We start from the raw sequence: 20262 nt of genomic DNA on the forward strand, positions 1-20262 counted from the left end.
ATTGTTAGTATTTATTTGTACGGCACCCCATTTGGGGTGCCGTACTCTTTTTGGCAGATGGCAAATAGCTATTGGCTTTTAGCTATTGGTGGTTGGCGGTGTGCGGTTAGTTTGTAGTAAGTGCGCCACCTGCAAGGTGCCACGCCAGTGGGCATCTAGCTATTGGTGGTGCGCGGTTAGTTTGTGGTAAGTGCGCCACCTGCAAGGTGCCACGCTAGTGGGTAAGTGCCTGCCGTGCTAACGAGTAGGTGTTTGATAGGCTCCAAGATTAGGGGAGGAGGTTCTGTCTTCACCTTTAATATCCTTACTGACGGAGGCTGCTACGGTGGTACTTCCTTTCCCGATGGCAGGGGAGTTGGGCTTTAGACGAAGATTCATTTTTGTGATATAAGGTCGGGCAAATTTTGGGTCTTCATTCTTTATTGACTGGACGATGAGGGCGTTAGAATCAAAGTTGAACCCCGACTTATTGCTATACTTCACGAGTGAATGGCTGATGAGGTAATTGAAATCATACCCTTGTACAGGCTCAAAGAATATAGAGGTCTCGGCACTTCCGTAGAGGATAGAATTTTGGATTTTCAGATTGAGGTTGTTGATTTCCTTATTGCCAGAATCGTTTGTCCACTCATTCGTAGCATAAACCCCATAGGCAGGGAGTGAATAATTCTGTTTCCACTCGTTTGCTAAGGTGCAATGCGTAAGGCTTGCCTCGCCACCACCGAGTAGGGCTAAATTTGCTCCCCCACAGCTGTTCATCACGAGGTTTTCTGCCTGTAGCTGGGAGTTTATTGAGCGAATTCCATAGTCTTGAAAGCTGTGCATTATTGTATTTCGGAGGGTTGCACTGGCTTTGTAGAGCTGTATTCCTGTTTCGCCCCCGAAGATTTTGGCATAGTTGGCATTCAGGCTTGCACCTTCTTCTAAACGGATACCTTTCCAGTTGAGGGGAATGGTATCGTAGCGGGTATCATTCCTGTCCCCTCGTAGGAGGATTTCGTTGTCCAGCGCACCGTTGAGGTTGAGCTTTGCATTCTTTGATATTTTGAGCCCACTCCCTTTGGTGAAGTAGATTTTTGTGCCTTCTGCCACACTTAGGGTTTTCCCTTCGGCTAAAGTCAGCTCTCCGAAGATGATTTTTGCTTTATCACTCGTCCAGTTTGTATCCTCGCTTAGCAGGTTGGGATTGGTTTGTGTTTGAATGAAAAACTCAGCATCCTGAACCACAGAAAAGAGGGTGATGTGCTGCTCTCCTTTTGGCATAGAGAAAATGATGCGGTCTTCAGCAATCGCTTCCTTGCTGTTGGCAACGGGTGCTATTTCTACGAAGATGTACAGGCTGTCGTGCTTCCTGAGGGGTACATCCCTAAACTCTACACCTGCTTTTCCATCTACATTGATGCGGTACGGGGAGGTATTTCCTCCTTGTAGGCTGATTTTTGGGATGAAAATATCGCGGTTTTCGGTGTTGAAGACCTTTACTGCATAGGTTTCTGAGCGTACTTGATTGTAAATCGTGTCGCAGAATACCGTATCTCTGGAAAATTTGAGTTCTGCATTGGGTGTTTCAAAGTTGATTTCGTCTCTTTTACACGAAATAATGAGTATTAAAGCAAAAAAACTGAGGGAGAAAAGGCTCTTTATTTTCATTGTATGGGGTTTTTAATCTGTGAAATGTTCGTAAATATATTTGAGGATGTCTTTATCGGCATCGGTGAGGCTTACCTTTCTGCGAGACATCACTTTTTCGGCTACTTCGCAGGCTTTTTCAAGGTTAAATCGGGCATCAGCTTTCATCCCTCCCCAACTGAAATTGCTCACCAGGTTGGGAGGGAAGCCAGTCTTGAAAATATTGGCAGCTACACCTACCACAGTACCTGTATTGAGTTGGGTATTGATTGCTGTTTTGGAGTGGTCGCCCATTATGAGCCCTGCAAATTGAAGTCCTGTGTCGATGAACTTCTTTTGTCGATAATTCCAGAGTTTTACATTGGCGTAATTGTTTTTCAGGTTAGATGAATTGGTATCTGCCCCAAGGTTACACCACTCTCCGATGATGGAATTGCCCACAAAGCCATCGTGCCCTTTATTGGAATAACCAAAAATGATGATGTTATTAACTTCTCCACCTACTTTGGAGTGTGGGCCAATGGTGGTGGCTCCATAAATCTTTGCTCCTAGGTTGAATTTTGCTCCTTCGCATAGCGCAATAGGTCCTCGCAGGTGGCAGCCTTCCATTATCTCGGCATCTTTGCCAATATAGATTTTACCCGTTTTTGTATTGAGGGTGGAGAATTCTACTACCGCTTCTTCTTCTATAAACAAGTCTGAGGCATTTCCTAAAAGTCCATTCGTCTCCGATAGCGGCTGAGATTTTCTGCCTTTGGTCAGGAGCTCGAAGTCAAAATTAATAGCCTTATCGTTTAAAGAAAATAAATCTGTGGGTTGTTTAAAGAAAATAAGTTCTCCTTCTATGTCTGTCATCTTTTTAATCTGGCTCAGACTGAAATTCTTCATATTAATTCTCGCAGCTAAGAGTTCATTTTCATAAACTAAGGCTTCGCCAGATTTTAATTCTTTTATTTGCTCTACTACTTTTAAAGTTGGGAGAAAGTTGGGCACGATAAAAAGGCTTTCTACCTCTTTGGGATGAGGATATTTACCCTCCAAATATTCTTCTGTGATGTATGCTTTCTCAGAAATGTTTAATAATTTTATCCATCGCTCTGCGAAAGTGAGGATACCGCATCTCATCTCTGCAACAGGGCGAGTAAAGGTAAGAGGCAGGAAATCCTCCCAATATTGTGCATCTGAAAATACTAACTGCATAGTCTAACATTATTTGCACAAAAGTACAATAAAAAAAGCCTTTCAGAAACCTCTGAAAGACTTTTTAATACTATGAAATCAATAAAATTACTTTGCGAATTTTTTGTACTTGTTCATAAATTTATCTACTCTACCCGCAGTGTCTACTAACTTCACTTTACCAGTGTAGAATGGGTGAGAAGTAGAAGAGATTTCCATTTTTACCAATGGATACTCTTGACCTTCATACTCGATAGTATCTTTTGTTTCCGCAGTAGATTTGCAGAGGAACATTTCATCATTACTCATGTCCTTAAACACAACTAATCTATAATTTTCAGGGTGGATTCCTTTTTTCATAATATCTAAAAATTATTTTTTAACTTCTTATTTTCTAATAGTTTGGATAGAATGGTAATGGACAGACTATCGCTACTGTGGTATTTGAGGTTGCAAAAATAACATTTTTTTTAAATAATGCAAACTTATTGTGTTTTACTTCATTATTTCTTCTCATTGAGGTCTATTAAAAAGAAAGCCTACCTAAAAAAGATAGGCTTCCCGAATGAAACGATTAAAAAAGATAATGAAAAAACTTTAGTTTACGATAATTTTTGCTGACAGTGGCTTAGCATCTTCAAAGGTGATTTCTACGATATAAAGTCCTTTGCTGAGCCCAGACAAGTTAATAGACTTCTTGTCTGTGGTTTTGCTTAGCACCACTTGCCCAGAAGTATTGATTATTCTGTAAGATTTTACTTTTGCTTCAGTACGGATGTTGAGTACATCTTTTACAGGGTTTGGATATAATACTGCACCACTTTCTTTAGTGATATTATTTACTGAAAGATTAGAAACCACTTGCTCTTCAGAATCATTGGACAGCACTTTTGAAGCATCGATAGACTTGACTCTCCAATAGATTGTATTAGGCAGGTTTTCTTTTTGTAGGAACCAATGAGGAGTGGTTACGGTATATTTTGCTATATCGGATTTTCCAGGAGCGGAGCCAACGATAAACTCATACTGCAATGCTTTTGATGGAGTTTTATCATCATTACCACTGCTCCACTCAAATGTAACTTTGTCAGCGCTTACTGTTGCAGAGAGATAGGTAGGTGGCTCTGGGGCTTTGTTGGTTATACTTTGTACATTTTTAAAGAGTTTGGTTACATAAGGATAGCCAGATATTTTCCAGTCAAAGCCGTATAGCAGTACATCTAAATTATTGTCATTATTAAAGTCAAACAGGTTAATACCACCATTTCCTCCTACTGGGTCGATATCAAAATATTGTTCTTCAAAATTATCCGTAGTAGGATTGTAGATGAATACACTGGTTACATTATTAGCTGAATTTTTCCCACTTCCGATAGCGATAAAATCGTAGTATCCATCGCCATTAATATCTCCTATATCTATTGAAGAATCATTCAAATGATCAGAGTTTATTTCTTGATGAGGTGTAAATATTCCTCCATTATTTTTGAAATAGATGAGGTGGTGTTTTCCTTCTTTATCTAATGAACTAATGACAAAATCAAGGTCACCATCACTATCAAAATCTGCATAGTTCAGGTCTCCATTTTGGAATCCATCAAGCTCTTGAGAAATTTCAAAAGTCCCTTTATTATTTTTATAAATGGTAAATTTTTCTTCTGTATTTTCATTTAATCCGAAGAGTACAGCATCTAAGTATCCATCGTTATCAATATCAAAAACTCTTAGCTTTCCATACTGCCTCCCCTCAGGGATTATATCTTTTCTCTTATCTAAAAAACCTGTTTTACTATTGAGATACACATCGGTTTTGTACTCAAAACCTACATTTTCTATGAATCTGAGACCGTTTACTGCATAATCCAATAGCCCGTCGTGGTTAAGGTCAAATACTTCTATATTACCGAATGTCCTCCCATCGAGGTTGTCTTGCAGTTCAAATTTAGTACCTGTATTTTTCCATCTGTAAGTACGGTAGTTGACTACATCATTATAGCTTAGTCCAGTGGTAACAAGGTCTAAAAGCCCGTCATTATCAAAATCTATAAATTTATTATCGCTGAAATGTACAGCATTTTCTGGAAATAGCTGCAGAGGTACAAAAGTCCCATTGTCATTTTTATAGAGTTCGTTTTTAGTAATATCAGGATAGTTATCTCCGTCTTCATCTACGGTTCCAGTGAAGAATACATCTTTAAAGCCATCATTGTTTACATCTCCTATGGAAGCCTTTCCATAGTAAAAGGCTTTAAATGAAGTAGGCGTTACTTCTTCAAATTTCTGCTGAGCATTTGCAAAGGCTAATGCTGCGATAGTTAGGGGGATACAAATCTTTTTCATAATAAGTGTTTTTATTTTAAGAGTTAATTAATAATAATTTTTGCTGATAGAGTTTTTGCATCTTCGAATGCAATCTCTATGATATAAAGCCCTTTACTGAGCCCAGATAAGTTGATAGCTTTCTCATCTGTGGTTTTGCTTAGCACGACTTGCCCAGAAGTATTGATTATTCTGTAAGATTTTACTTTTGCTTCAGTACGGATGTTGAGTACATCTTTTACAGGGTTTGGATATAATACTGCACCACTTTCTTTAGTGATATTATTTACTGAAAGATTAGAAACCACTTGCTCTTCAGAATCATTGGACAGCACTTTTGAAGCATCGATAGACTTGACTCTCCAATAGATTGTATTAGGCAGGTTTTCTTTTTGTAGGAACCAATGAGGAGTGGTTACGGTATATTTTGCTATATCGGATTTTCCAGGAGCGGAGCCAACGATAAACTCATACTGCAATGCTTTTGACGGGGTTTTATCATCATTAGCACCGTTCCATTCAAACAGGATTTTATTATCAGATAGACTTGAAGAAAGGTTTGCAGGTGGGTTAGGGGCATTGTTGGTTATGTCCTGTGTATTTTCAAGGAGTTTCGTCTTGTGCGGTTTATCGGTTTCTTTATTATTTGCTCCATACATAAGGATGTCTAATTTGTTATCATTGTTGAAATCAAACAGGTTAATTCCTCCATTACCACCTAATTGTGGAATACCATAATCTGTATATTCAAATGTATCAGAGGAGGAGTTATAAACAAAAACCTTAGTTGTGTTGGAGGCACTACTGCCACTTCCTATCACAATAAAATCATAGTATCCATCGTCATTAATGTCTCCTACATCTAGTGATGAATTGTCCAGATATTCAGTAGAGATTTCCTTTTTTAGAAACTTACCTGCACCATCATTTTTGTAGTAGATGAGGTGGTAATTATTGTTTTTATCTTTCCCACAAGCAATCATATCAAGGTATCCATCGGCATTAAAGTCTGCATAAGCTAAGTCTCCATTAACCAATCCTTCAAGTTGCTGATGAGTATTAAAAACACCATTATCATTTTTATAAACCGTAAATGTTTTTTCTGATGTTCCAGATGCAGTAGTTCCAAATATCACGGCATCGTGGAGCCCATTGTTATTAATATCAAAGATTCGGAGTTTTCCATTGAGGCTACCGAGAGGGATTGTTTCATTATTGGCATCTGAAAACCCAGATTTGGAGTTGATATACAGATCGGTCTTATAATTAACTCCACCAATATCCTTATACTGAAAGCCATTAACGGCATAGTCTAATAATCCATCGTGGTTGAGGTCAAAGCTCTCTATATTTCCGCGAATTCTTCCATCACTTATATTATCTAATACGAAAGCATCACCAGTATTTTTCCATCTTAAAGTACGGTGTTCATCAGATGAAAGCCCCGTAGCTACGAGATCTAATAGCCCGTCATTATCAAAGTCTATAAACTTAGCATCTCCGAGGTAGGCAGAATTTTCTCTAAAAGACTGTAAGGGAGAGAATGTACCATTTGTATTTTTATAAAATGTATTAAAAGAGTAATCAGGAAGGTTGTTATTATTCTCGTCTACGGTTCCAGTAAAGAACAGATCTTTATAGCCATCATTATTAAAGTCTGCTATGGCTGCCCTTCCAAAGAAGAAGTTTTTAAATGCTGGAGGCATTACTTCTTTGAATTGCTGTGCATTTATACAAGCAAATACACTAAGGCATAGAGGAAGGTAGACTTTTCTCACTGTATATAATTTAGAATAATTAAAGTTGAATACTCGGCAAATGTATATTTTTTTTAAATAAAGAAAATAGCTTTAATCTATGATATTTATCATAAAAAAGCCACCTTTAAACTATAAAGATGGCTTAAGGATTCGTATTTCTTAGTATTTATTTCTCTAATAGGAGGCTGCACCACTCCTCTCTTTGTTGTTGGTGGGTTAGTTTGAGCCCTTGTTCGTTGCAGACTTGAAGTATATCCTCTACATCGAAGAAGCAGAGACCAGAGAGAAGCAGTTGCCCTTTATCTTTTAGTACGGATACATAGGTTGGGATATCAGAAATCAGAATATTTCGGTTGATATTTGCCAGTATAATATCATAGCTTTCTGCTCCGAGGCTTTCTGCGGTACCTTGTGAAATATTCAGCTGTACGCTGTTTCGCTCAGCGTTTTCTATGGAGTTTTCTACGGACCATTCGTCTATATCTATTGCGGTTACTTCGTTTGCGCCTCTTTGCTTGGCATAGATTGCCAGTACGGAGGTTCCACAGCCCATATCAAGGACTTTTTTATCTGTGAAGTCCATATCGAGCATTTGCTGAATCATCAGATGGGTAGTAGGGTGGTGCCCCGTACCGAAAGACATCTTTGGTTGGATGATGATTTCGTGGAGATCTGGGCGTGGCTCGTGAAATTCTGCCCGTATAAGTACTTTTTCTTCTATATTAATAGGAGAGAAGTTTTTTTCCCACTCTTCATTCCAGTTGATGTTGGGCATTTGCTGATAGGTGTAGCTTATTTTTACCTCTGGAGCGCTCATTAGAGGGAGGCTTTTTAGGCTGTTTTCGTTGAAAGATTCTTCGGGTATATAGCCTAAAATCCCATCAAGCTCTTCGGTAAAGCTATCAAAACCTATTTCTATAAGCTCTGCCATTAGGATTTCGCTCCACGGCTGTAGTGGGGCTATCTTAAAACTAAATTCTAAATATTCTGTCATTATATAATAGTATCTGATTATTCTAAAATGTACATTGCACTTACTTCTGCTTCCAGTTTTATTTTCTTAAATTCTACATCTATTGGAGCAGACTTTAATGACATTGAGCTTATCCCTCTTACCATTATCCCTGTGCTGCTTCCTGCTATTCCGTATGATGGGGATTGCTTTGCATTGTCCGACATAAAAATCGCTTTCCCTGCTTTTTGCCCTACGGATTGTGCAAGTTTCTGTGCGAGGTATTTGGATTTTTGCATAGCCTGAGCTTTTAGGCTAAGGAGCAGCTCTTCCGTTTTAGAATATTCTATTTTGGATATGTTTATATTAGAAATATCCTCTTCTTCTAATGAGAGGAGTACTCTTGCTGCAGTATTGGCATCTCTTACCAGCAGATTAAAGTTTTTTTCCTTTATGATATTTTTCCCTTTCAGGAAGAATGTCCTTAGCGAGCTGGAAAGGTCTTCCATCTCAAGGTCTTTATCGGTATTGATACCCGCTCGTCTCAGTGCGGAGAGCATTTGTTTCTCTTGTTCCTCTACGGATTTCCTGTTTTTAGAGCTCGCTTCTTCTATTCGTATGGAGAGGTAGATTCTATCGGGTACTACGAGGCTATCAGCCTTTGCGGATACTTCTACGAAAGGCTGGTCTATAAAGTTTTTTTGGGCGAATGCAAGTGCGTGTGCAGCTACTAATGCTCCGAGTAGGATTAATTTTTTCATCTCTTTTGTCTTTAAAAAAGAGGCTTAGTTAAAAGCCTCTATGATTTTAGAAAAATCTTCAATTTTAAGTGCTGCACCTCCTATCAGTCCGCCATCTATATCGGGTTGAGAGAAGATTTCTTTTGCATTTTCTGGTTTTACGGAGCCACCGTAGAGTATGGATATTTCATCTGCTACTGCCTTGCCGTATTTCTCAGCGATGAGGTTTCTAATGTGTGCGTGTATCTCCTGTGCTTGTTCTGGTGTAGCTGTCTCTCCTGTACCGATAGCCCAAACGGGTTCGTAGGCTATCACGACTTTCTGTATCTCCTCTGCCGAAAGCCCGAAGAGTGCAGTTTCCGTTTGCTCTTTTACTATGTCAAGGTGTTTGCCTGCTTTCCTCTGATCCAATGTCTCTCCATTGCAGTAGACAGGTGTAAGCCCAGCATCTAACAGCGCTTTTACTTTTTTACCTGCGCTAATGTCAGTCTCCCCGTGGTATTGTCTTCTCTCGGAGTGTGCCACAAGGCTGCCATTTACTCCTACAGACTGCAGCATATCCGTAGAAATCTCTCCTGTATAAGCACCAGAAGCGTGCTCAGATACATCCTGAGAATATACTTCTACTTCATTATTAGCGAAGATAGTTTTTGCTGTGGTCAGGTAAAGGCTTGGAGGAGCTATATAGACCTCACACTGGGTTTTGTGGTTCTTTTTGTAGTCTGCCAATTCTTTCATCAGGCTTTCTGCCTCTTGGAAGTTTTTGTTCATTTTCCAGTTTCCGGCTACGATATTTTTTCTCATAGTAGTGGTATTGATTATTTATTGTTTAATAGCTCACAAATTTAAAAAAATAAAAGCAGTAGGCAAGTGGCTTCTGGCTATTGGTGGTGTGTGGTTAGAATAATCGTATAACTTGCTATGATAGAGTTGTTAAGGTTGTATATTGCTATCCTCTTTGGGCAATTAGAAAAGCGAGACGACCTCGCCCGCCCGAGCGAAGGTGTCTCGCTCTCTCGGGCGAAGGTGTCTCGCCCACCCGAGCGATACTCATTAGCTAAGCCAGCCTATTAAACTTAGATAAAGAGTAAGCTCAAGAATGAGCAATAAAATCAGCGATGGATTAAATACTTCAAATGATAAAAAAGAAATAGAAACCGAGCAATATTATTATTGAGATTAAAAGATGACGGTTATGAGCGGAGCACATCGTGCTCCTACTACTAATCATTTTTTTTTAAGGAGGCCACCCTTCCTTCTTAGCAATAGGCTTTAGGCAGTAAGCGGTGCACGATTAGTTTATGGTAAGGAGCTTCTGGCAGTTGGCTTTTAGCAGATAGCTTGTCCTATGTGCTCCCCACGCTGTGATTAAATGCCTCCCGTGCTACGGGTGTGTCCCACACAGTGGGTGCCTGCCCTGCGAAGGGTCTAAGTGCCTGCCGTGCTACGGCTGGCATAGAATTTGAGAGGAGGGTGCAAAAAATTATATAAATGAAAAAAATGATGTTGCCTTTGCTATGTGCGGGGCTTTTATTAGCGGCGTGTAAGAAATCTGAACCGGAATCTGTAGAAACTCCTGTGGAGGACAGTGCTTCTGCATCTGATGAGTTGCCGGCAGATGCAATTCCTGTAGCGAGTGAAGAGCTCGGTGCTATTGCAGGGACTTACGCAGGTGTGCTTCCGTGTGCGGATTGTGAGGGTATAGAGGAAACATTAACCCTAAATGCCGACGGAAGCTATGTGAGAGAATCTAAGTATCAGGGGGAAAAGGCAAAAGATGCCACTCCTGATAAGTTAGAAGGTAAGTTTAGCTACGACTCTGCTACCAAAAGAGTAACTTTGGAGGGAGTAAAAGAAGGCTCCTCTCTGTATGAAGTAGATGGCGATAAACTCTACTTCTTAGATACAGACGGTAAGAGAGTGGAAGGAGAGCTTGCTTCGAATTACATCCTTACGAAAAAGTAAGCGAAAGCACATTTTTAATGATTTCTATCCCTTTAATCGCATTGGTTAAAGGGATATTTCATTATCTCATCATAAGATATAAATTTGCAGTCTTTTTAGATTTATAATGATTTATCAGGAAGAAAAGCATACAGACAGCAACGGATACGCCTATACTACCGTAGCAAATGATGAAAACAAAGTACGAACTTATACCTTGAAAAATGGGCTTACGGTATTCCTTGCACAGAATTTTGATACACCAAAGATACAGACCTATATTGCCGTACGCACGGGCAGCAACCGAGACCCGAAGGATAATACAGGGCTTGCCCACTACTTGGAGCATATGATGTTTAAGGGGAGCTCCAAACTCGGAACATTAGACTGGGAGAAAGAAAAACCCCTCCTCGATACCCTCGCTCTGCTCTTTGAGGAGCATAAGGTAGAGAAAAACCCCAATAAGAAAAAGGAAATCTATAACGAGATAGACAGGCTCTCTCAGGAGGCAAGCAAGTATGCATTGGCAAATGAGTATGACAAGGCGGTCTCTTCACTCGGAGCGGTGGGAACTAATGCACATACTTGGATAGACGAAACCGTTTATAAAAACTCCATCCCTAAAAACGAACTGGAAAAGTGGCTGAGAATAGAGCGAGAGCGCTTTTCGGATTTGGTGCTAAGGCTTTTCCATACCGAGCTGGAAACGGTCTATGAGGAGTTTAACCGCAGCCAAGATAACGATGCCCGTACCGTAAATGAAGCACTGATGGAGCTCCTCTTCCCGACCCATCCTAATGGTCAGCAGACTACTCTTGGCAAGGCAGAGCACCTTAAAAATCCATCTATGAAAGCAATTTATGAGTACTTTTCTACTTATTATGTGCCCAATAATTATGCTTTTGTACTCGTGGGGGATATTGACTTTGAGGAGAGTATTAAACTCATTGACCAATATTTTGGAAGTTTGGAATACAAGGCTCTCCCCTCTCAGGAAGATATAATAGAAGAACCGATGACTCAGGTGGTCAGCAGAGTGATTAAAAGCCCTACTATCCCCAGAGTGCAGCTCGCTTGGCGCACCGATAGCTACGGCACAAGGGAGTCTATGCTGGCAGATGTAGTTGCCAATATTCTGAGCAATAGGGGAGAGGCTGGGCTTATAGATTTGAATATTAACCAAAAGCAAACAGCACTTTATGCACAGGCATATTCTGTAGGGTTTAAGAAATATGGATATCTCTCGGCAGTCATTGTTCCAAAAGATGGAGACTCGCTGGAGGCAGGTGTAGAAATGATTAAAGAGCAAATTAATCTCATTAAAAAAGGAGATTTCCCAGATTGGTTAATCCCTGCCATTATTAATGATTTTAAGTTTCAGCGATTAAAAGCCTTAGAAACCGCGAATGGACTAGCATCAAACCTCTATGATGTCTATATAAAAGGAAGGAGCTGGAAGGAAGAGCTCGAAGAGTTGAGCCTCTATGAACAGATTACTAAAGCGGAAGTAGTAGCTTTTGCTAATAGCTTCTTTCAGGAAAATTATGCCGTAGTCTATAAGGAGCAGGGAGAGAATACTCACCTTATACGGGTAGAGAATCCGAACATTACCCCTGTACAGATTAACAGAGAGGAAGAGTCTGCATTCTTAAAAGAAATCCTCAATACAGAATCTGAAGATATAGAACCAGAGTTTATAGATTATCAGAAAGCAATAAAGCAAGATGCTGTACAGGAGAGGAGTTTCAGCTTTGTACAAAATGAATATAATGATATAGCACAGGTACATTTTCTATTCCCTTTCGGCTCGGATCACGATAAAGAATGGGTGCTTGCTGTGCAGCTTTTGGAATATCTCGGTACGGAGCATTACCTTCCGCAGGAGCTCAAACAAGAATTTTATAAAATAGGGGTGAGCTATCACCTTAAAACCTCTAATGAGCAGGTGCATATTCATCTTATTGGTTTAGAGGAGAATATTCAGAAGGGCACAAAGCTCCTCTATGAGTGGTGGGAGAAAGTGAAACCTGATACAGAAATATACGCTACTCTTGTGCAATCGATATTGGAAGGGCGAGAAGCACAGAAAAACGATAAAGGGCGAATAATGAAGGCCCTGATGAGCTATGCGAAGTATGGAGCACATTCCAGATTTAGGAATATTATCCCGCAGGAAAGACTACTCAGCATCGATATACAGGAGCTTACCGATAAAATTAAGTCTCTTCAGGACCTGCCTTATGAGGTCTTCTACTATGGAAAGAATAAAGCAGGTTTTAAATCATTCATCGCTGGGTTAATGAAACCCATTACAAAGGAAATCCCCACCCAAGAAGCCTTTAACCAGCCCGATACTCAGGAAAAAGTATTCTTTACCGATTATGATATGGTACAGGTAGAGATGTGCAGAGTAGCAAAAGGGCTGGAAGTAAATAAAGACAACTTTGGGAAGATTAGCGTTTTTAATGAATACTTTGGGAGAGGGTTGTCTTCCGTAGTCTTTCAGGAGATGAGGGAGAGCAAGAGCCTTGCGTATTCTGTGTATGTTTCGTATCAATCGGCAGAGGAGCTCTATCAGTCAGATTATATTACCTCTTATATCGGTACCCAGCCAGACAAACTCTTTGTGGCAATCAGTACTTTAGATGAGCTTATGTCCAGCTTTCCGAAGTTTCAATCGCAGTTTGATACTGCAAGGAAATCAGCTCTTAAAAAAATTCAAACGGGCAGGATAAAGCGTACGAATATTTTCTTTAATTATCATCATCTCAAAAAGCTCGGCATAGATTACGATATCCGAAAAGATATGTATAATGAAATTCTTTCTCTCAATCTTGATACTTTGGAGGCTTTCTATAATGTTTATATAAAGAACCAAACCTATAATACCGCTCTGCTTGGTAATAATCATTCTACTTTTACAAGTTTTAGCTCTTTTGAGCACCTTACAAAGGAGCAAATCTTTAATTTTTAAGAAAAATAATAAAAATATTTTGTATTAAATGAAATTTATCTATATTTGCAATCGATAAAAACAAATGTAAAACAAAAAATTATTTTTTATGTCAGAGCAAAATTTAACAAACGGTCAAGAAAGTAAAAGAGTAGTAGCTGGTGTTTTAGCAATATTACTTGGTTACTTAGGGGTTCACAAATTCTATTTAGGTTATAAAAAAGAGGGTATTATCCAGCTTGTTGTAGGTCTTATTACTTGTGGGGCTTCTGGTATAGTGTCTATTATAGAAGGTGTTATATATCTTATGAAATCTGATGAAGAATTCGTAGAAACTTATCAGGTGAATCAAAAACCTTGGTTCTAAAAAGATAAAGCGAGAGTAAATAAATACTCTCGCTTTTTTTTTGATTTAAAGATAAAAATTTCCATAATTTAAAGTTTTAATAAGATTAAATCTTCCCCACTGCAAGAGTAGTGGGGCTTTTTTATGGTTTAATGTGGCTCGCTTACAGCCATTATGCGGTAGGTAAAAATGATTATCTTTGCCGAAATTTTTAGAAAAATAAATGACAAAGTCAGGGAAAATAGAATTAATGTCTCCTGCGGGTGATTTTATCTCATTGCAGGCAGCATTAGATAATGGAGCAGATTCAGTATACTTTGGTGTAGAGCAGCTCAATATGAGAGCAAGAGCCTCTATGAATTTTACGATTGATGATTTACAGGAAATAAGCAGAAGATGTAAAGAAAAAGGAGTGAGAACCTATCTTACCCTAAATACAATTATCTACGACCACGACCTTTCCATCATCAAAACACTTTTGGATAAGGCGAAAGAAGCAGAACTCACCGCTGTGATTGCAATGGATCAGGCGGTAATAGCCTATGCAAGACAAATCGGTATGGAGGTGCATATCTCTACCCAGATTAATATCACGAATATAGAAACAGTGAAGTTTTATTCACTCTTTGCCGATACTATGGTAATGAGTCGAGAACTGAGCATTAGCCAAGTAAAGAAGATTTGCCAACAAATAGAGAAAGAGCAGATTAAAGGACCATCGGGCAACCTTGTAGAGATAGAGCTATTCGGTCACGGAGCTCTTTGTATGGCGGTTTCTGGGAAGTGTTATCTAAGTCTTCACTCTCATAATTCATCCGCGAATAGAGGAGCGTGTAAGCAAAACTGCCGTAAGAAATATACCGTGATAGACCAAGAAAGCGGTTTTGAAATAGAACTAGACAACGAATATATGATGTCACCAAAGGATTTGTGTACCATCAATTTCCTTGACCAAATCGTAGATGCAGGAGTAAAAGTCCTCAAATTAGAAGGGCGGGGCAGGGCGCCAGAATATGTGGCAACCGTGACAAAATGCTACCGTGAGGCGATAGACTCCCTAGCGGATGGCACCTATTCCCAAGAAAAAGTAGCCGACTGGATGAGTAGATTAGAAACAGTGTATAACAGAGGCTTTTGGTCTGGGTATTATCTCGGTCAGAAACTTGGGGAGTGGTCTCCAAATCCAGGTTCCAATGCTACACAAAAGAAAGTTTATATCGGTAAAGGGCAGCACTTCTACCCTAAATCTAATATTGCAGAGTTTCTAATTGAAGCCTTTGACCTTAATGAAGGCGATAAAATATTAGTACAAGGACCTACAACGGGCTCCCAAGAGCTGGTTGTAGAAAATATGATGGTAGATACCAAACCAGACCATAAGAAAGCAGTAAAGGGCGATGTCATTACCTTTAAAACAGATTTTAGGGTAAGACCGAGCGACAAGCTCTATAAGATTGTGAAGAATGAGCAGATGGTAAAATAACCAAAGGCTATAAATATGGTTATCATTACACTACAGCGGGATAAATGTATCGGGTGCAACTACTGTGCGGAGTTTGCACCTGAATATTTCCGTATGTCTAAAAAAGATGGTAAATCAGTCCTCTTAAAATCTGTAGAGAAGAAAGGCTTTCATACGGTAAAAACTCCTTTGCAAGATGCTTTTGAACCTTGTGATAAAGCTGCTAAAGCTTGTCCTGTAAAGATTATCAGTGTAAAAGAGATATAAAAAAATGCTTAAGTCTGAGCTGAGAGAAATTTATCTTAATAGAAGAAAATCCCTGTCGGATGATGAGGTAAAGGAGCTTTCATACCAGATATTTCAGAATTTTATTTCAGAATTTAGTCTTAAAGAGGGGCAGAGCCTACATTGTTTTCTCCCCATTCAAAAGTTTAAAGAGATAGATACTTTTTTATTTATCAACCATTTTTGGGAGATAGGGGTTAATGTGTTTGTCCCTAAGGTTGCCGGAAATAGTTTGTTATCCATACCTTTTACTTCGTCTACCCTTTTAGAAAAAAACAAATGGGATATTCTTGAGCCAAAGGAGAACGAGGAGGATATTTGTCATTTTGATATGGTTCTTACACCTCTTTTATACTGCGATGAGAAGGGAAACAGGATAGGTTATGGAAAGGGATTTTATGATGCTTTCTTCAAGAAGATAAATGCCGATTGCTTAAAAGTAGGGCTGAGCTATTTCCCTCCGTTTGAGAGCATAGATGATGTTTTTTCCATAGATGTTCCTGTGGATTATCTCGTTTCTCCTTCAGGTATACTGTCATTCTTCGGTAAGAGGTCCTGATAAAACTTAAGAAAGAAAAATTTAAATTCTTTACTCTCTTTGTTGGGTGTTACAAGAATATACTGAGCACTTCTATTAAACTCACCAATTCTCCTGTTATTTCTATCAAAATATTCTACACTGAATTTTGCCATATCCAGTGTATCAGTGTCTTGTATATCTTTAAATACTTCGAGGTGATTTACTTTTGCAGATTTTACTCTATGGTCTTGCAATTCTTTGAATAAAGGCTTAAAGGTTAATGAATCAGGCTGATAGAAATAAGCCTGCATTTGCTTGAAAATAGCAGAATCTATTTGTGTATCTTGATTTCCTTCAAGGTATAAGGCAGAAAGGTCAATGAGTTCCTGCACTTTTTGTTTGGTGATAGAATTAATTGCTTGTGCGCTATCCATCTGCACTGCTGGATAGCTTTTAGTGTTGGTATTGGAGCGAAGGATGTCGAGTTCGCTTACCTTGTCCAATTTTTTAGAGCAGGAAGACAGAAAAATTATTCCAATAGCAAAGATTGATATTATATGATTAATTCTTTTCATTGTCAGTAATTTTAAATTTGATAGAAATGATTTTTCCTTTTTCGTTTCTTTTCATTTCTAATAGATTAAGGTTTTTAAGCGAGGTTGTTGGCGTAGTTACCAGCGTTATATATTTTTCCTTGCTGATGGTTTCTACACCATAAATATCACTGTCATATATCTGTTTTATAATGGCATCATCGCTAATTCTGTTTTCAAGTTCCTTTCTTTTTTGGCTGATGAGGTCTTCTGCTGTATTTCCAGAGATGTCTTTCCGCGAAAAATAATAGAAAGCAAACTTATAATCATCGGGTTTTAGGTCTATATTCTCCTCTTTTGGGGCATTTTCTAAATTCCTTGTTACTTTTAGATTTTCATAAAAAGGAGAAGTTATTTCCATAACTAAATTTTTATCTTTTGTATGATATATAAAACAGTCTCCAGGCTTTATTTTGTATATAAGAGGAGATTCATCTTGTTTAAAGACCTTTACTTCAATAGTAGAGAGCACGCCAGAACTTCTGTCAGCATCTGTAAAGCAGTAAGTAAAAGTTCTTCCAAAGATTAAATCTTTAAACCCTAAAAGGGTAGCACATACAGCTAATATTACGGAAAGCCCTATCCAAGCATATTCTTTTGCTCTGTGTCTTTTATTTCTATGTTGGGTTAAGCTCTCTTTTTGGTTATTTCTTTGGTTTTCAATATCTGATTTTTGTAAAACAGATTCTTGGATAAGATTTTTTTCTGGAGTATTTGGTGCTTTTTGCTCTTGTTTTGGGGAAGTTATTGCTGTGTTTTCTGTTTTGTTTTTACTACGGTTCTGAACCTCTTCAATAAAGCCTTCTGTCTCTTTGTGTTGTTTTTTAAACTCAAACCAGGACGCATATCCCGCATACAGAGACAGTAGATTTAGCATATCTATTCTTGGCAACTTGTTTATTGTGCTGCTTTTGAAATATGTATAGAAAGATTTTTCACTTATATTGCCCTTTGCAATCTTCCTTAAATCCTCTTGGAAGTATATAATATCAATCCCCTTCCATTTAGAAATATCATCGTATGAAGGGGTGTGGTTCTTTAAATATTGAGCCTGAATTTCCTTTTTTAATTGCTCAAAATGTAAAAACTCTAAATCCACTGATTTTATAAAATATAATTAAATTATTGATTTGTAATTGTCTTTATTTGTAAATCAACATTTGCAAATGTATTACAATTATTTTTTATGGGCAACACTACCTAAGTATAATACTTTTGCTTCGTTCAATTGAGGAACAGAGAAGACGCAGAATGTTTTAAAGCTCAAATTAAGAATGATGAAGAAGTCATTATTTATAGTAGCTCTTGCGGGTTTCGCTCTTGTAGCTTGCAAAAAAGAAGCCTTTATATACGAGGATGTAACCGCCGAAGCACAAGATTCTTTATCCACAGAGGATATGATGCTTATGCAGAAAGAAGCACCTGAGGTATCAGATTCTCTAAAAGCAGAGGCAGAGCAAGAATTAGAAGAGGAGGCTCACAAAGCGGCTCACTAATTAGTAAAGAAAGTAATTTTTTAATTTTTAAATATTTTTTATATTATGAAAAAGTCATTATTCGTAGCAGCTGTAGCTGCTCTAGCTCTTGTAGCTTGCAAAAAAGAGGCATCTGCTGACGCTGATGCAAATGTTGATTCTACTGAAGTAGTTGTTGAAGAAGAAGCTCCAGCTGCTGAAGAAGCTGCTCCTGCTGAGGAGGCTGCTCCTGCTGAAGAAGCTGCTCCTGCTGAAGAGGCTGCTGCTCCTGCTGAAGGCGAAGCTGCTGCTCCAGCTGAAGGTGAAGCTGCTGCAAAATAATTTTGTAAGTAGATTAAAATTAAAGGAAGGATTTAGAAATCCTTCCTTTTTTTGTTTGCAACCTACTCAGAATCTTTCTCCCGCATAATTTTATTCAGGCTTTTGAGTATGGAGAGCCCTATAATAAAGGCTACGATCAGCAGTGCAAAATTTACCAAAAAGAAATTCGCTTTATCTTCGTAGTCATACCACATACTTGCGAGTATCCCAGAGAGTTTGTTCCCGATAGACACCGCAAGGAAGTTCCCCCCCATCATAAGCGCCGTAATCCTCGGTGGTGAGAGTTTGGAGACAAGCGAAAGCCCCATAGGCGAGAGGCAGAGCTCCCCAATCGTAATTACTCCGTAAGACGCTACAAGCCAAAGCGGTGAGACTTTTACCTCCCCGTTGCCACTCGCCACTACTGCAAAGTACATCACAAGGCAGGAGAGCGATGAAATGAATATCCCCAAGATGATTTTACTTGCCGTAGTGGGTTCTTTGCCCTTTTTTCTGAGCAATGAGAAAAAACCGACCACCACTGGCGTAAGGGCGATGACCCAAAATGGGTTGATCGACTGAAACAGCTCGGGGTTGTAGAGAAAGAGTTTCGGTTCGGGTGATTTTTCAAGCTGAGCACGCTGCTCACGACCTATATTTTTAAAATAAACATCTTTTCCTGTTTCCTTTATATCGTTTTTGTTCTCATCTTTTTGGGCGCGGAATTGCTCATCATACACGGGAACTTCCTGGTCCTTGTATTCCTTTACCTCTACAAGGTAGATGCTTTCCAGCGGCCGTTCCAAGCTCTTCGGTACGCTCCTGTCGGTGTAATATTTCGCCCATCGGGTGAGGGCAGTTCCATTCTGCTTAAACACTGCCCAGAACATTATCCCCACAGCAAAAATCGCGAGCAGCGCACCTATGGATCGCTTGTCCTCTTTATTCGAGCGGAAGTAGAGGTTCAAGTAAAAGCCCACGATAGGCAGGCAGGCGAAGATAAAGGCATCGGTAGAGTCGCTACCAAACAAATTCCCAGGAATCATCCACCCCAATACGCCTATCGCAATTGCAGGTACGAAAACCTTCATAATGATGCTTCCCAAACCAATATCGCCCTCTTGTTTTGGCTTCAAAACATTGGCGTGCCTTATGTGTTTTAGCCCAAAACTAAACACGATGAGCCCCACATACATCCCTACGCCAGCGGTGATGAATGCCTCGCTCCAGCCGAATTTATTCCGCATAAACGCCGCGATAATGTTGCAGATAAACGCACCGAAATTGATCCCCATATAGAAGATATTATAGCCCGCGTCTTTGTATTTCTTGTAGGGCTCTTCGGTGTAGAGGTTGCCGAGAAGCGTCGAGATGCTCGGTTTGAAGAAGCCATTACCCAGAATAATCAGCGCCATAGAGAGGTAGAACATTGGCAGCTCCTGTGAGAGCCCGAGGCTGATGTACCCAAGCCCCATCAGCGCACCACCGATGTAGATCGCTTTGGTATAGCCCAAAACTCTATCTGCCAAGAACCCACCGAGGAAGGGCGTAAGGTAGGTGAGGGCAATAAAAGTCCCGAAGATATCGTCTGCAGCCTTGTCGGGGATCGCCAGACCTCCTTTGTCGGTCGGGTCTATCATATACAGCACAAAAATCCCGAGAATGAGATAGTAACCAAACCGCTCCCACATCTCCGTAAAGAAGAGAAACGGCAAACCTTTAGGATGTTTCATCATATAAAAAATATTTTTTTTGTTAAGCCTCCCAAAAATACTTTTTTTTTATTAATTGATGGCAGATGTATT

Annotated in this window: 20 protein-coding genes; 9 read left to right on the forward strand and 11 right to left on the reverse strand. The window is 39.3% G+C overall.

What is annotated here, in order from left to right; all coding sequences use genetic code 11:
* Positions 1–237 precede the first annotated feature (237 nt).
* The 8 genes from DBX24_RS05270 to tpiA all read right to left on the reverse strand — a co-directional run bounded on the left by DBX24_RS05270 (position 238) and on the right by tpiA (position 9383).
* A complete protein-coding gene (locus DBX24_RS05270; protein WP_160224182.1) occupies positions 238–1650 on the reverse strand; it encodes a hypothetical protein in 1413 nt (470 codons plus the stop codon).
* A 12-nt stretch (positions 1651–1662) separates the two neighbouring features.
* Positions 1663–2829 (reverse strand): GlmU family protein, encoded by a 1167-nt coding sequence (locus tag DBX24_RS05275; protein ID WP_160224190.1) that lies wholly within the window; start codon positions 2827–2829, stop codon positions 1663–1665.
* Between the two features lie 87 nt (positions 2830–2916).
* Positions 2917–3168: a type B 50S ribosomal protein L31 gene (locus tag DBX24_RS05280; protein WP_120489633.1), complete on the reverse strand. Its 252-nt coding sequence runs from the start codon at positions 3166–3168 to the stop codon at positions 2917–2919.
* A 237-nt stretch (positions 3169–3405) separates the two neighbouring features.
* Complete coding sequence (locus DBX24_RS05285; RefSeq protein WP_160224192.1) at positions 3406–5148, reverse strand: T9SS type A sorting domain-containing protein; 1743 nt, start codon at positions 5146–5148, stop codon at positions 3406–3408.
* A 23-nt stretch (positions 5149–5171) separates the two neighbouring features.
* Complete coding sequence (locus DBX24_RS05290; RefSeq protein ID WP_160224194.1) at positions 5172–6905, reverse strand: T9SS type A sorting domain-containing protein; 1734 nt, start codon at positions 6903–6905, stop codon at positions 5172–5174.
* Positions 6906–7053: 148 nt separating this feature from the next.
* The gene (prmA, locus tag DBX24_RS05295; protein ID WP_160224196.1) at positions 7054–7881 is read right to left on the reverse strand and encodes a 50S ribosomal protein L11 methyltransferase; all 828 of its coding nucleotides are present in this window, start codon (positions 7879–7881) and stop codon (positions 7054–7056) included.
* A gap of 17 nt (positions 7882–7898) precedes the next feature.
* Entirely contained in the window at positions 7899–8600 is a 702-nt protein-coding gene (locus DBX24_RS05300) for an SIMPL domain-containing protein (RefSeq protein ID WP_160224198.1), read from the reverse strand.
* 24 nt (positions 8601–8624) lie between these two features.
* On the reverse strand, positions 8625–9383 hold the full coding sequence (gene tpiA / locus DBX24_RS05305; protein ID WP_160224200.1) for a triose-phosphate isomerase: 759 nt from the start codon (positions 9381–9383) through the stop codon (positions 8625–8627).
* Between the two features lie 117 nt (positions 9384–9500).
* Here tpiA and DBX24_RS05310 point away from each other — a divergent pair, with 117 nt between their 5' ends.
* The 7 genes from DBX24_RS05310 (at position 9501) to DBX24_RS05340 (ending at position 16128) form a co-directional block, all read left to right on the forward strand.
* Entirely contained in the window at positions 9501–9653 is a 153-nt protein-coding gene (locus tag DBX24_RS05310; RefSeq protein ID WP_160224201.1) for a hypothetical protein, read from the forward strand.
* Positions 9654–10070: 417 nt separating this feature from the next.
* Positions 10071–10544: a copper resistance protein NlpE gene (locus tag DBX24_RS05315; RefSeq protein ID WP_160224203.1), complete on the forward strand. Its 474-nt coding sequence runs from the start codon at positions 10071–10073 to the stop codon at positions 10542–10544.
* A 106-nt stretch (positions 10545–10650) separates the two neighbouring features.
* Positions 10651–13497, forward strand: a complete 2847-nt coding sequence (locus tag DBX24_RS05320) for a M16 family metallopeptidase (protein WP_160224204.1) — start codon at positions 10651–10653, stop codon at positions 13495–13497.
* 88 nt (positions 13498–13585) lie between these two features.
* Positions 13586–13843: a TM2 domain-containing protein gene (locus DBX24_RS05325; protein ID WP_120489626.1), complete on the forward strand. Its 258-nt coding sequence runs from the start codon at positions 13586–13588 to the stop codon at positions 13841–13843.
* A gap of 202 nt (positions 13844–14045) precedes the next feature.
* Complete coding sequence (locus tag DBX24_RS05330; RefSeq protein WP_160224205.1) at positions 14046–15305, forward strand: peptidase U32 family protein; 1260 nt, start codon at positions 14046–14048, stop codon at positions 15303–15305.
* A gap of 15 nt (positions 15306–15320) precedes the next feature.
* Positions 15321–15551, forward strand: a complete 231-nt coding sequence (locus DBX24_RS05335) for a ferredoxin (protein ID WP_120489624.1) — start codon at positions 15321–15323, stop codon at positions 15549–15551.
* A gap of 4 nt (positions 15552–15555) precedes the next feature.
* On the forward strand, positions 15556–16128 hold the full coding sequence (locus tag DBX24_RS05340) for a 5-formyltetrahydrofolate cyclo-ligase (protein ID WP_160224206.1): 573 nt from the start codon (positions 15556–15558) through the stop codon (positions 16126–16128).
* On the opposite strand, the gene DBX24_RS05345 is transcribed toward DBX24_RS05340, so the two are convergent.
* Positions 16077–16664, reverse strand: a complete 588-nt coding sequence (locus DBX24_RS05345; protein ID WP_160224207.1) for a hypothetical protein — start codon at positions 16662–16664, stop codon at positions 16077–16079. The genes DBX24_RS05340 and DBX24_RS05345 overlap by 52 nt on opposite strands.
* Positions 16651–17781, reverse strand: a complete 1131-nt coding sequence (locus DBX24_RS05350) for a hypothetical protein (RefSeq protein WP_160224208.1) — start codon at positions 17779–17781, stop codon at positions 16651–16653. The genes DBX24_RS05345 and DBX24_RS05350 overlap by 14 nt, the downstream gene beginning before the upstream one ends.
* A 178-nt stretch (positions 17782–17959) precedes the next feature.
* Here DBX24_RS05350 and DBX24_RS05355 point away from each other — a divergent pair, with 178 nt between their 5' ends.
* Both DBX24_RS05355 and DBX24_RS05360 read left to right on the forward strand, forming a co-directional pair.
* Positions 17960–18178, forward strand: a complete 219-nt coding sequence (locus DBX24_RS05355; RefSeq protein ID WP_120489620.1) for a hypothetical protein — start codon at positions 17960–17962, stop codon at positions 18176–18178.
* A 45-nt stretch (positions 18179–18223) separates the two neighbouring features.
* Positions 18224–18478, forward strand: a complete 255-nt coding sequence (locus DBX24_RS05360) for a hypothetical protein (RefSeq protein ID WP_160224209.1) — start codon at positions 18224–18226, stop codon at positions 18476–18478.
* Positions 18479–18540: 62 nt separating this feature from the next.
* Here DBX24_RS05360 and DBX24_RS05365 read toward each other — a convergent pair whose 3' ends face one another.
* Positions 18541–20193 (reverse strand): peptide MFS transporter, encoded by a 1653-nt coding sequence (locus tag DBX24_RS05365; RefSeq protein ID WP_120489618.1) that lies wholly within the window; start codon positions 20191–20193, stop codon positions 18541–18543.
* Between the last annotated feature and the right edge of the window lie 69 nt (positions 20194–20262).

It is taken from the genome of Bergeyella cardium (genome assembly GCF_009914665.1).
Lineage (GTDB): Bacteria > Bacteroidota > Bacteroidia > Flavobacteriales > Weeksellaceae > Bergeyella_A > Bergeyella_A cardium.